Annotated in this window: 9 protein-coding genes, 1 other RNA gene and 1 pseudogene; 7 read left to right on the top strand and 4 right to left on the bottom strand. The window is 63.6% G+C overall.

The genetic code is table 11. From position 1 onward, the window contains the following. Window positions 1-14: 14 nt before the first annotated feature. The 4 genes and pseudogenes from AB6809_RS09140 to trxA all read right to left on the bottom strand — a co-directional run bounded on the left by AB6809_RS09140 (window position 15) and on the right by trxA (window position 4,215). A pseudogene (locus AB6809_RS09140) lies at window positions 15-1,570 on the bottom strand (MFS transporter). Then, window positions 1,567-2,172 carry a MerR family transcriptional regulator gene (locus tag AB6809_RS09135; protein ID WP_371026407.1) on the bottom strand — a complete coding sequence of 202 codons (606 nt, stop codon included), beginning with the start codon at window positions 2,170-2,172 and terminating at the stop codon, window positions 1,567-1,569. The pseudogene AB6809_RS09140 and the gene AB6809_RS09135 overlap by 4 nt, the downstream one beginning before the upstream one ends. Before the next feature lie 185 nt (window positions 2,173-2,357). Beyond that, complete coding sequence (gene rho, locus AB6809_RS09130) at window positions 2,358-3,626, bottom strand: transcription termination factor Rho (protein ID WP_006048863.1); 1,269 nt, start codon at window positions 3,624-3,626, stop codon at window positions 2,358-2,360. 262 nt (window positions 3,627-3,888) lie between these two features. Then, window positions 3,889-4,215 (bottom strand): thioredoxin TrxA, encoded by a 327-nt coding sequence (trxA, locus tag AB6809_RS09125; protein WP_006048864.1) that lies wholly within the window; start codon window positions 4,213-4,215, stop codon window positions 3,889-3,891. Between the two features lie 428 nt (window positions 4,216-4,643). On the opposite strand from trxA, the gene ffs reads away from it, so the two are divergent. The 7 genes from ffs (at window position 4,644) to AB6809_RS09090 (ending at window position 12,872) form a co-directional block, all read left to right on the top strand. Beyond that, window positions 4,644-4,742: signal recognition particle sRNA small type (ffs, locus tag AB6809_RS09120), an RNA gene on the top strand. A gap of 334 nt (window positions 4,743-5,076) precedes the next feature. Continuing rightward, on the top strand, window positions 5,077-8,127 hold the full coding sequence (gene dnaX, locus AB6809_RS09115) for a DNA polymerase III subunit gamma/tau (protein WP_371026406.1): 3,051 nt from the start codon (window positions 5,077-5,079) through the stop codon (window positions 8,125-8,127). 79 nt (window positions 8,128-8,206) lie between these two features. Further along, a complete protein-coding gene (locus AB6809_RS09110) occupies window positions 8,207-8,533 on the top strand; it encodes a YbaB/EbfC family nucleoid-associated protein (protein WP_006048866.1) in 327 nt (108 codons plus the stop codon). Window positions 8,534-8,879: 346 nt separating this feature from the next. Then, window positions 8,880-9,476 carry a recombination mediator RecR gene (recR, locus tag AB6809_RS09105; RefSeq protein ID WP_102634031.1) on the top strand — a complete coding sequence of 199 codons (597 nt, stop codon included), beginning with the start codon at window positions 8,880-8,882 and terminating at the stop codon, window positions 9,474-9,476. 72 nt (window positions 9,477-9,548) lie between these two features. Then, window positions 9,549-10,796, top strand: a complete 1,248-nt coding sequence (locus AB6809_RS09100; RefSeq protein ID WP_371026404.1) for a CaiB/BaiF CoA transferase family protein — start codon at window positions 9,549-9,551, stop codon at window positions 10,794-10,796. Window positions 10,797-10,933: 137 nt separating this feature from the next. Next, entirely contained in the window at window positions 10,934-11,971 is a 1,038-nt protein-coding gene (locus AB6809_RS09095; protein ID WP_029968283.1) for an ABC transporter substrate-binding protein, read from the top strand. An 88-nt stretch (window positions 11,972-12,059) separates the two neighbouring features. Then, the gene (locus AB6809_RS09090; RefSeq protein ID WP_006048870.1) at window positions 12,060-12,872 is read left to right on the top strand and encodes an ABC transporter ATP-binding protein; all 813 of its coding nucleotides are present in this window, start codon (window positions 12,060-12,062) and stop codon (window positions 12,870-12,872) included. Window positions 12,873-12,876 lie beyond the last annotated feature (4 nt).

Genomic DNA, 12,876 nt, shown 5'->3' with positions numbered 1-12,876 from the left:
GGGCGATGAAACCGTTAGTCGATCTGTTTTTGCAACGCGGCGAAAATCCCGCCGCATATCGCGATGCCGATCAGGAAATAGAAGCCGTCCAGCGAACTCAGAAAACTCGCCTGCCGCGCCACGGCCCGGCTGATCTCGACGACGGCAAGCGAATGCGCGTCCGAGGGCGAATGTCCGGCTGCCGAAAACGCCCGCGTGAGCGCGGCCAGCGAGTCCTGAAACACCGGATTGTACGGATTCACGAACTCCGCGAGGCGCGCCTGATGCAACGCCTGCCGATGCTGCTCGACGATGATCACCGACGCCGTCGCAAACGAGATGGTCAACTGGCGCACCACATTCTTGAGCCGGTAGCCATGCGAGAACTCTTCTATCGCGAAGATTCTGAACGTGAGGTTCGCGACCGGCAGCACGATGAACAATAACAGCAGGCCGCGCAACAGCAGCGGTCCCGCGAGCGCAGCCTCGCCCGCGGCGGGCGACATGCGCGTCATCCACGCGGCCGTCAGCGCGGCGATCGCGAAGCCCGGCACGATGATCCACTTCTTGCGCGTGAGCAGCTTTGCATAGCGCAGGTAGACGAAGAGCGCGCTCGCCGAAATCAGCGACGTGACGCCGACGAGTTGCCCCGTATTCTCGACCGGATAACCCAGCCCGCTTTCGAGGAAACGCGACACCAGGTAGCTGAACGCGGTCGACAGGTAGTAGTAGAACATGTAGAGCACGAGGCCCACCTGAAACACCTTTTCGCGCAACGCATGCAGACGCATGAGCGGGGCGGGGTGATGCCACTGGTGATACGCGAACCAGCCGAGTGCGGCGATGCCGGCGACCGTCAGCAGAATGAGACCGGGCGACGCGCTGAACAACTGGAAGCGCACTTGCTGCATCACGATCTGCAGCGCGCCTTGCGCAAAGGCAAAGATGATGTACGGCCAGAAATGCGCCGAACCACGCTCTTCGGGCAGACGGTTGCCCGCGTCGGGCAACGCGGCGAACGCAAGCACGGCGAACAGCGCGCCCACGGGCGCCGTGCATGCAAAGAGCGCGCGCCAGCCGAAATACCCAATCAACTGACCGCCGATCAACGACGCCAGCGCGCTGCTCAACACGATCAGTATCAGGAACGCGCGGGTTGCGGCGGGACGTTCTCTGGGTGTGAAGCTCATCTGGATCAGAATGCGGCAGGTGCCCATCATCGGGCCAATGAAGTAGCCCTGAAAGCCGCGCGCAAACGCAAGTTCAACCGACGATTCGCTGAGCGCGGCGGCCACCGCGCCGGCCGCGTAAAACAACATGCAGCCTGCCACATAGCGCCGATAGCCGAAACGCTCGACCCACCATTCCTGCTGCAGGATACCGAGCACAGCAGCCACGGCATACGCGCTCGAAGCCCAGACGAGTTCATCCGGCGACGCATTCACGCCGCCGGCGATATAGCTCGCGAAAAACGAAAAGACGGAATTGTCGAAGTAGTCGAGGCCGGTGACGACCGCGAGCACCCACGGGAAAAATCGCCACGCAGCTTGTCAGCACTGAGCCAGCCTGCGTGAGCCCGCGATGTGTTCATGACCGTTCGCGCGGCGCCGAGGCACGCGGCTTTTTGCCTCGTTTTGCTGTGGGCTTGGCTGCTCGTTTTGCTGTGGGCTTTGCGTCGGCCTTGGCGGGTTTAATGGCGCTCGCTGTTTTACGCGCGTTGCCGTTTTTTGTCAGCGCGTTGCGGCGTTGCTCGAGCAACGCGTCCGCATTTTCGCCGGCCAGACGGCGCTTCAGATAGTCGAGATCCGGGCTCAATTCGTCGCGCAGTTTCTGCGCTTCCTTCAGCTCGCGGCGCATGGCTTCGATACGCGCGTTCAACGCGTCGACTTGTGCCGCCAAGGCGCCATGAATCTGCTGCAGCGATTCCGTCGAAAAGCGGTGTTTGCCTTCCACCGGTTCGAGCGGCCGTTTCAGCATTTCGGTGATGCCGTGCAGCGAGAAACCGAGCGAACGCAAACGCAGGATGCGCCCGAAGCGCGACAAATCGTCCTCGTCGTAGAGACGGTAGCGGCCTTCGCTGCGCGTCGGCGAAACAAGCCCGCGCTCCTCGTAGTACTTCAGTGTGCGCGGCGTGACGCCGAGGCGCTCGGCGGCATCGGCGACGGTCAGCAGGGCAGGCGGCTCGGTCGGCATGAGCGGTGGCGTTCGGAGTGGCGGCGGGGTGATTGTACTTCAACCTGTACGTTCACGTACAGGTTGGCCGATGCGATCCGAAACGCTGCCCCTATACGCTCACGCAAAACCGCCAGACGAAAAAAAACCGCTCGTCGGCGACGAGCGGTTTTCACATCCGATGCTGCGTTGGTCGGCAAACAGCTTTAGCTGCCGCCGCCACGACGCATCATGTCGAAGAATTCGGAGTTGCTCTTGGTCTGGCGGATCTTGTCGAGCAGGAATTCCATCGACTCGACTTCGTCCATGTCGTGAATGAACTTGCGCAGCACCCAGATTTTCTGCAGCACTTCGGGCTTGATCAGCAGTTCTTCGCGACGCGTGCCGGACTTGTTCAGATTGATCGACGGATACACGCGCTTCTCGGCGAGGCGGCGTTCCAGGTGCACTTCCATGTTGCCGGTGCCCTTGAACTCTTCGTAGATCACGTCGTCCATGCGGCTGCCCGTTTCGATCAGCGCCGTGCCGATGATGGTCAGCGAACCGCCTTCCTCGATATTGCGCGCCGCGCCGAAGAAGCGCTTCGGCCGTTGCAGCGCGTTCGCGTCGACACCGCCCGTGAGCACCTTGCCCGAAGCCGGCACGACCGTGTTGTATGCGCGTGCGAGACGCGTGATGGAGTCGAGCAGAATCACCACGTCGTTTTTCATTTCGACGAGGCGCTTGGCCTTTTCGATCACCATTTCGGCGACCTGCACGTGACGTGCGGCGGGTTCGTCGAACGTGGATGCGATCACTTCGCCCGCCACCGAACGCTGCATTTCCGTCACTTCTTCCGGACGTTCGTCGATCAGCAGAACAAACAGTACGACGTCGGGATGGTTCTGCTTGATGGCGTGCGCGATATGCTGAAGCATCACGGTCTTGCCGGACTTCGGCGACGCGACGAGCAGGCCGCGCTGGCCTTTGCCGATAGGCGCGATCATGTCGATGATGCGGCCCGTGACATTTTCTTCGCCGCGCATTTCACGTTCGAGCAGCAGCACCTTGTTCGGGTGCAGCGGCGTCAGGTTTTCGAACATGATCTTGTGCTTCGAGGCCTCCGGCGGCTGGCCGTTGACCTTGTCCACCTTCACCAGCGCGAAATAGCGCTCGCCGTCTTTCGGCGTGCGTACTTCGCCTTCGATCGTGTCGCCCGTATGCAGGTTGAAGCGGCGGATTTGCGACGGGCTGATGTAAATATCATCCGTGCTGGCGAGATACGAGGTTTCCGGCGAACGCAGGAAGCCGAAGCCGTCCGGCAGCACTTCGAGCGTGCCGTCGCCGAAAATCGTGTCGCCCGTTTTGGCTCGTTTTTTTAGAATGGCGAACATCAATTCCTGCTTGCGCAGGCGGTTCGCACTTTCGATCTCGAGGCCATTGGCCATCTCGATCAATTCGGACACGTGCAGAGTCTTAAGCTCGGATAAATGCATACGGAGAACCCGCAGGAGAAGGTGCGACGAAATGGAATCTGGGAGGAGAAGTGAGCGGAACCGCTCAAGGACTTACACGTCTTTTCGACGTTTTGCGGATTCTAGCATAGCACACGCCAGTTTCCGCCAGTGCGCCGGCGCGGCATCTTTCTTCTTCGAAACGTTGCCGGCTGACAACAGCACGGCAAGCCAGGACAGCAAGCAGAACAACGCGGGCGCGCGCGGGTCCGGGCGGACCGCGCGGCGCACCCGCGCCGCTGTTTTACAGGTTGCCGTCGAGGAACGCGGTGAGTTGCGACTTCGACAATGCGCCAACCTTTTGCGCGGCGACAGCGCCGTTCTTGAACAGGATCAGCGTAGGGATGCCGCGCACGCCGAACTTGACCGGCGTCGACTGATGTTCGTCGACGTTGATCTTGGCGATTTGCAGGCGATCGGCGTAATCCTTGGCGACTTCGTCGAGGATCGGCGCGATCATCTTGCACGGACCGCACCATTCAGCCCAGAAGTCGAGCAGCACGGGTTTATCGGATTTCACGACGTCCTGTTCGAACGATGCGTCGCTAATATGCTTGATTTGTTCGCTCATTGTATGAATACCTCTATCGGTTCGAGGCCCGCCTGAATTGCTCGCCACGATACGTCAAAACCTGGGGAAACTTCCGTTCGCTTAGCCGCACCCGGAGCCCCGCTGCCGGCGCCTGAAAAGTACGAGACTTTCTGGCTTCGGCAAAGGGCCCGCGTTTGCGGGTCATCCGTACGGCAGTTTAGCTTAATTCGCTATGCGTTGCCGGGGGCGATAGTAGTCATCACAGGCAGTGGGGCCAACGGCTGCCGATGAAGTGCCACCGTATTTCATCAACTGCGACGTAGCCTATGTAGAGGCTCGGCGGACAAACTCAAGTGAGCGGCGCGCGCGTCGCGATGGAATCGGCGGGTTCGCGATTCGGCGTGTGCTTGCCGGTTTGGTCGTATTAACAGTCGCACAAAGCGCCACGCGATGATAGAATGTTTCGTGACGGGCCTCCTCGCATGGAGGGATGGTCAACCTGGTCAGGTCGGGAACGAAGCAGCCACAGCCGTTTTCCACCAGTGCCGAGGGTCAGGCTCGTCACCTTCCTCTTTCTGTTTGTCCTGCTTTTCTCCCCCTTGCGTTTGCCGACATTGCATCTGCTTCAGATGCCGGTTCGCTTTGCTTCGTCCGTTCGCTTCGCAAGCGTGCTCGCGGTGTCTTGGCCCTTGGCCTTTGCCGCGCGGCGGTGGGCGTACTCTCTGCACAACGCACGCAACGCACACGGACCCGCACGCAACCCGCACGCAACCCGCACTGCGCCCCGCGCGACTATTTTTTTCTATCGTTTCATTAGCCGCTTTCAATCGAGGGGCGACGCGCGTTCGCGCGGCCAGCCGAATCGGTTTTGCGCGGCATTGTTACTGATACAATTTCCGGATGACCTATCAAGTTCTCGCACGCAAATGGCGGCCGAAGGATTTCGCGTCGCTCGTCGGACAGGAGCACGTGGTGCGCGCGCTCACGCACGCGCTCGACGGCGGCCGTCTGCATCACGCCTATCTGTTTACCGGCACGCGGGGCGTCGGCAAGACCACGCTGTCGCGCATTTTTTCGAAGGCGCTCAATTGCGAAACGGGCGTGACGTCCACGCCGTGCGGCGTGTGCCGGGCGTGCCGCGAGATCGATGAAGGGCGCTTTGTCGATTACGTCGAGATGGACGCGGCGAGTAATCGCGGCGTCGACGAAATGGCGGCGCTGCTCGAGCGCGCGGTGTACGCGCCGGTCGACGCGCGCTTCAAGGTCTACATGATCGACGAAGTGCACATGCTGACGAATCACGCCTTCAACGCAATGTTGAAGACGCTCGAAGAACCGCCGCCGCACGTCAAGTTCATTCTCGCCACCACCGATCCGCAGAAGATTCCGGTCACGGTGCTGTCGCGCTGTCTGCAGTTCAATCTGAAGCAGATGCCGGCCGGCCATATCGTCTCGCACCTCGAACACATTCTCGGCGAAGAGAAAGTGCCTTACGAGGCGCAGGCGTTGCGTCTGCTCGCGCGTGCCGCCGACGGTTCGATGCGCGACGCGCTGTCGCTGACGGATCAGGCGATCGCCTACTCGGCGAATCAGGTCAATGAAGAAGCCGTGCGCGGCATGCTCGGCGCGCTCGATCAGAGCTACCTGATTCGCCTGCTCGATGCGCTCGCGCAGGGCGACGGCGCAACGGTGCTCACGATTGCCGACGAAATGGCGCTGCGCAGTCTGTCGTTTTCCACGGCGCTGCAGGATCTCGCGAGCTTGCTGCATCGGATTGCGTGGGCGCAGTTCGCGCCGTCGTCGGTACTGGATGAATGGCCCGAAGCCGGCGATTTGCGGCGTTTCGCCGAGACGCTCAGCGCCGAGCAGGTGCAGTTGTTCTATCAGATCGCGACGATCGGACGAAGCGAGCTCGGCCTCGCGCCCGACGAATACGCGGGCTTCACGATGACGCTGCTGCGCATGCTGGCTTTCGAGCCGGCGCCGACGGGCGGCGGTGGCGGCGTCGCGGGGTCTGGTGCGCAAGCCGGGCAGGCGGGCGCGGGTGGATCGAAGCGGGCGGGCGCGCCGGCGGTGGCCGCGCAGCCACGCGCGTTGGCTTCGCCTGGGAGTGTTGCGTCGATGGGCGGGGCGGGCAGGGCGGGGGTGGGCGGCGTTGCTGCGGCTGCGTCCCCGGTTGCGTCGCCGGTTGGTGAGTCGCGAGATGTGGCAGCTAAGGTGTCTTCCGAACCCGCTGCGTTAGCCGAGCCGGTTCGTCGAGCCGATTCGATGGAGCCCGCTGGGCGGGATGCGCAGTCCGCAGCGGGGCAGGATGGCGGGAATGCGGCGGAGCGTGCGGCGCACGATGTAGCGCGTACAGCGGCTGCGGCGTCTGAGTCAGCGGTCGAGGCCGCCTCTTCGTCAGTGGTAGAGAGCGCAGAATTGGAGCGATCGGCGGCAAGTGCTCCGGCGTCCGCGCCGTCCAGCGCAACGCCTGCCGCAGCGCAGGCCGCTGCCGCGCCGCCGTTGGCGCCGTGGGAGGACGCGCCGGCTGAGCCCGTAGCTGATAGACCCGCCGCCGCAGACGCATCGGATGCCTCTGCTTCTGCATCCGCTGGCACTGCGTCTTCCGATGCGGCGCAGGCATCCGCCGCGCGGCCTTCCGACGCGACGCAGGCGTCCGCCGCCAAGCGTTCCGATGCGACGCAGACATCCGCCGCTGGATTTTCGGAAGCAGCGCAGGCGTCTGTCACCGCATCTTCGGATGCCGTCGAGACGGGTTCCGCACAGACACCTCCGAATACGGCGCAAGCGTCCGCCGTCGACACCGCAACTACCGCTGCATCCGACTCCGCCTCCACTGACAAAAAGCTCGCCGAGGATGCGCCTCCCGCCGCATTGAACCCGCCCGCCGCCGCCGCGTTCGCACGCGCGAGCGAAGCGGTCGATCAAGCCGCAGGCCACAACGCCGCCGCAGCCGAATCTGAAATGCCGCCGCGTCGCGCGGGCGGTGCGAGCGCAGCGCTCGACGTTCTGCGCAGCGCCGGGTTGAAGGTATCGTCCGATCGTGGCCGCGCGAGTGCCGCCCCGGCCGCGAAAGCTGCGGCGCCCGCAACACCGAAGCCAGCCGCGCCACGCGTGGTAGTCCCCGTGCCGACGCCCGGCGCGCCGCGCGGCGCTGCTGCGCAGCAGCCGCCCGCGTCGACCGTGCGCGCGTCAGCGCAATCGGCTCAGTCGACGCAGCCACCGCAACCACCGCAACCAGCACGATCAGCACAATCAGCACAATCAGCGCAATCAGCGCAATCAGCGCAATCAGCGACCCGCAACGACGCGCAGCAAAACGGCTCGCCGGTTCCGCCGTGGGACGACATGCCGCCCGACGACTACATGCCGCTTTCCGCATCGGACGACGGCTACTACGGCCCGCCCGACGACAACTACATGCCCGTGTTCGACAGCGGTCCGGACGACGTCCGCGTGAACGCGTCGGCACCGTCCGCACCGGCACCGGCCGTCGATCGGCGTCCGCTGCCGCCCGCCGTGCCGCTCGACCCGCTGGGCTTCAACGGCGACTGGCCGGCGCTCGCCGTCGATCTGCCGCTCAAGGGCATTTCGTATCAGCTTGCGTTCAACAGCGAACTGATGGCGCTCGAAGGCAACACGCTCAAACTCAACGTGCCCGTGCCGCAGTACGCGGAAACCTCGCAAGTCGCGAAGCTCAAGGCGGCGCTCGCCGACAAGCTCGGCCAGCATGTCGACGTGGTGGTCGAAGTCGGCCCGGCCCGCCGCACTGCAGCCGCTCACGACGCCGCAATGCGCGCGCAACGTCAGCAGGAAGCGGAGCGCGAGATCAGCGCCGATCCGTTCGTGCAGTCGCTGATCCGCGAATTTGACGCGAGCATCGTGCCGGGCTCGATTCGCCCGATTACTCCGGACGTCGGCCAGAACGGCGCGTCCCAGGTTCACTGATTCGCCGCGCCGCTGAACGCAAGCACATTAAAAGCGCGCCCGATTCCCGAATTTCACGCTATCAAGAAGGAGCATTTCCATGATGAAAGGTCAACTCGCCGGGCTGATGAAACAGGCTCAGCAGATGCAGGAAAACATGAAGAAGATGCAGGAGCAGCTCGCTCAGATCGAAGTCGAAGGGCAGTCGGGCGCCGGTCTCGTCAAGGTGACGATGACCTGCAAGAACGACGTGCGCCGCGTGTCGATCGATCCGAGCCTGCTCGCCGACGACAAGGACATGCTCGAAGACCTCGTCGCCGCTGCATTCAACGACGCCGTGCGCAAGGCCGAAGCGACCGCGCAGGAAAAGATGGGCGGAATGACCTCGGGCCTGCCGCTGCCGCCCGGCTTCAAGCTGCCGTTCTAAGCGAGGGTTCGAGGCGACGCGGCAAACTGGCAACGTCGTCTGCCGGGCGTGCACAAAGCGGCTGAGTAAAGAGGGTCGACGCAGAGCGCGGCACGCGTCGAACTCGTGATCGGTCCTACCGCGCGATGCCTGCCCGTGCGCCTCGCGAGACGCGCGCGGACGCGCATCGTTGCCCATTGCTGCTGCGCGATGTCTGACCAGACTCGCCGGTGAAGAGCCGCTCCATGCCACCTGCCGGCAGATCGCCACGCGTAGCTTTGCCCGCTGAAACAAGCTCGTACCACGTTCGCAAAAAACGCGTTCCAATCCGCATTCCCGGGCCTCACTCACCTCGACGCCGATCCGCATGAAACAACCTTCCGCCTTGTCGGCGCTCGTCGAAGCGCTGCGCGCGCTGCCTGGAGTCGGGCCGAAGTCCGCGCAACGCATGGCCTACCATTTGATGCAGCACGACCGCGACGGCGCCGAAAAGCTCGGCCGCGCGTTGCTGTTCGCGACCGAGCATCTGCAGCACTGCGAGAAGTGCAACACCTTCACCGAAGCGCAGATCTGTGAAGTGTGCCTCGATTCGGAGCGCGATCCAACGTTGCTGTGCGTCGTCGAGACGCCCGCCGATCAGATCATGCTCGAGCAGACCATGACCTATCGCGGCCTCTACTTCGTGCTGATGGGGCGTCTGAGTCCACTCGACGGCATCGGCCCGAAGGAGATACATTTCGACCGGCTGGTGAAGCGCGCGTCGGACGGCATCGTTAAAGAAGTCGTGCTGGCCACCAACTTCACCAACGAGGGCGAGGCCACCGCGCACTATCTCGGGCAAACGCTGAAGGCGCGCGGTCTGGCCGTCACGCGCCTCGCCCGCGGCGTGCCGGTGGGCGGCGAACTGGAATACGTCGACGCGGGCACCATCGCGCGCGCGATGCTCGACCGCCGCTCGATGTAGCGGCAAGCCGCACGAGTGGGCGCCAGCGCTGCCGCCGAAACAGCCAAAACAGCAAAAACAGAGAAGGAGACTATGAGCGCAACTCCCGATTCGGGCGCGAACGGCGCGCCGCAAAACCCACCCGGCGCTGGCCCGCTCGCCGGCGTCAAAGTCCTCGAGCTCGGCACCCTGATCGCCGGCCCATTCGCCGCGCGCTTTCTCGGCGAGTTCGGCGCCGACGTCATCAAGATCGAAGATCCGAAAGGCGGCGATCCGCTGCGCAAGTGGCGCAAGCTTTATCCGGAAGTCGGCGGCACGTCGCTCTGGTGGGCCGTGCAGGCGCGCAACAAGAAGTCCGTCACGATCAACCTGAAGGCCGAGGAGGGCAAGGAGATCGTGCGCCGCCTCGCGCGTGAAGCAGACATCGTCGTCGAGAATTTCAGGCCTGGCTTGCTCGAAAAGCTGGGGCTCGGTTACGACGTGCTATCGGCGGAAAATCCGGGGCTCGTGATGGTGCGGCTTTCCGGTTACGGCCAGACCGGGCCGTATCGCGACCGGCCTGGCTTCGGTGCGATCGCCGAGTCGATGGGCGGTCTGCGTCATATCACCGGCTATCCGGAATTGCCGCCGCCGCGCATCGGCATTTCGATCGGCGATTCGATTGCGGCGCTGCACGGCGTGATCGGCGCGTTGATGGCGCTGCATCACAAGCAGGTGAACGGCGGCAAAGGGCAGGTCGTCGACGTCGCGCTGTACGAGGCCGTCTTCAACATGATGGAAAGCGTGGTGCCCGAATACGGCGTGTACGGCATGGTGCGCGAGCGCACCGGCGCGTCGCTGCCGGGCATCGTGCCGTCGAATACGTACCCTTGCCGCGACGGCAGCATCGTGATTGGCGGCAATAGCGATCCGATTTTCCGGCGGCTGATGATCGCCATTGAACGCGAGGATCTCGCGAACGATCCCGCTCTCGCACACAACGACGGCCGCGTGCCGCGCACCGGGGAAATCGACGCGGCGATCGCCGAGTGGCTCGCGCCGCGCACCATCGACGAAGCGCTCGCAGTGCTCAATGCCGCCGACGTGCCGGTGGGGCGCATCTACAGCGTGGCCGATATGTTCACCGATCCGCAGTACCTCGCGCGTCAGATGATTCAGCGCTTCAAGTGGCAGGACGGCCGCGAGATCACGCTGCCCGCGGTCACGCCGAAGCTCTCGGAGACGCCCGGCGAAACGCGCTGGCTCGGCCCCGAACTGGGTGAACATACGGATGAAGTCCTGCAGTCGCTAGGTTATGATGCAGACCACATCGCAAGGTTGCATGCGCAACAAGTTGTGTGAGTGCGGCGTGAGAGACATGAGCGCCATGTGAGCCATGTGACCGACACATGAACGCCGCGCACGCACGTACAACGCCTGCAGCAACCTGCAAATAAAATCGCAACAGCAGAATTGCAAGAGCCTCGGAGACAACCAACATGCATCGCAGAAGCTTCCTCGCCGGTACGGCCGCGCTTGCCGGCGCCACGCTCACGGCCACGCCGCTCGCCTTCGCACAGGGCAAACTGGAAACCACGAAGGTGGCCATTGCCGTCGGCGGAAAGAACCTCTTTTATTATTTGCCGCTCACGATTGCCGAGCGCCGCAATTACTTCAAGGACGAAGGACTCGACGTCGAAATCTCCGACTTCGCCGGCGGCTCGCAAGCGTTGAAGGCGGCGGTGGGCGGCAGCGCCGATGTGGTGTCCGGCGCATTCGAACACACGCTGCTGTTGCAGGCGCAAAAGCAGTCGTTCCGCGAATTCGTGCTGCAAGGACGCGCGCCGCAAATCGTGCTCGCGGTGTCGAAGAAGACGATGCCCAACTACAAGTCGATCGCCGATCTGCGTGGCAAGAAGATCGGCGTGACCGCGCCCGGATCGTCGACGTCGATCATGGCGAGCTTCGTGCTGGCCAAGGGCGGGCTGACCGCGAAAGACGTCGCGTTCATCGGCGTGGGTGCGGGCGCGGGCGCGATTGCCGCGCTGCAGTCCGGGCAGATCGACGCGCTGGCGAACCTCGACCCGGTGATGACCAAGCTCGAACGCACCGGCGACATTCGTATCGTCTCCGACACGCGCACGCTTGCCGATACGCGCAGCGTATTCGGCGGCGACATGCCGGCAGGCTGCCTGTATGCGTCGCAAAGCTTCATCACGAAGAATCCGAACACCACGCAGGCGCTGACCAATGCAATGGTGCGCGCGCTGAAGTGGCTGCAGACGGCGACTGGCACCGAGTTGATCAACACCGTGCCGGAGAGCTATCTGCTCGGCGATCGCGCCGTTTATCTCGACGCATGGCAGCACGTCAAGGAAGCCATGTCGCCCGATGGCCTCATGCCGACCGACGGCCCCGGCACCGCGCTCAAGACCTTGCAGGCGTTCGACGCGACCGTGCAGGGCAAGCCGATCGACGTGTCGAAGACGTGGACCAACGACTTCGTCAAGAAAGCGCTCAGCACCGTCAAGGCGTAAAACTTCGAGCGCCGCGCGACGACGACATGCCGCGCGCGGCGCGTGTCAGCCTATCATCGAACAACCGATCCTCGAAGCGAGTCGAACCATGACCGTTGCAGCTCTGGCGCTCGAAAACATCACTTGCACCTTCGCCGCACGCGACAACCGCGCGCAGCGCTATACGGCGGTCAAGGACACCACGTTGCGGATCGCGCCCGGCGAGTTCGTCTCGGTGGTCGGCCCGACCGGCTGCGGCAAGTCCACGTTGCTGAATGTCGGCGCGGGCTTGCTCGGGCCGTCGGCGGGTACGGTCAGCGTATTCGGCGAGCCGTTGAACGGCATCAACCGGCGCGCGGGCTACATGTTCCAGGCCGACGCGTTGATGCCGTGGCGCTCAGCTATCGACAACGTGATCGCCGGCCTCGCGTTTCACGGCGTGGCGCAGCAGGAAGCGCGCGCCAAAGCCGAGGAGTGGCTCAAGCGCGTGGGTCTCGGCGGTTTCGGCGACCGCTATCCGCATCAATTGTCGGGCGGCATGCGCAAGCGCGTCGCGATGGCGCAAACGCTGATTCTCGACCCCGACATCATCCTGATGGACGAGCCGTTTTCCGCACTCGACATCCAGACGCGGCAACTCATGGAAAACGAGTTGCTAGACCTGTGGGCCGCAAAGCGCAAGGCCGTGCTTTTCATCACGCACGATCTCGACGAGGCCATTGCGATGTCGGATCGCGTGGTCGTTCTCTCGGCGGGGCCGGGCACGCATCCCATCGGCGAATTCACGATCGACTTGCCGCGTCCGCGCGACGTCGCCGAAATCCGTTCGCATCCGCGCTTCGTCGAGTTGCACGCGCAGATCTGGAGCGTGCTGCGCGACGAGGTGCTAAAAGGCTATCAACAGCAACTCACCGCTGTATGACGTC

The sequence above is a fragment of the Paraburkholderia sp. RCC_158 genome (genome assembly GCF_041355255.1).
Lineage (GTDB): Bacteria > Pseudomonadota > Gammaproteobacteria > Burkholderiales > Burkholderiaceae > Paraburkholderia > Paraburkholderia graminis.
This window is presented reverse-complemented; position numbering and strand designations above follow the sequence as displayed.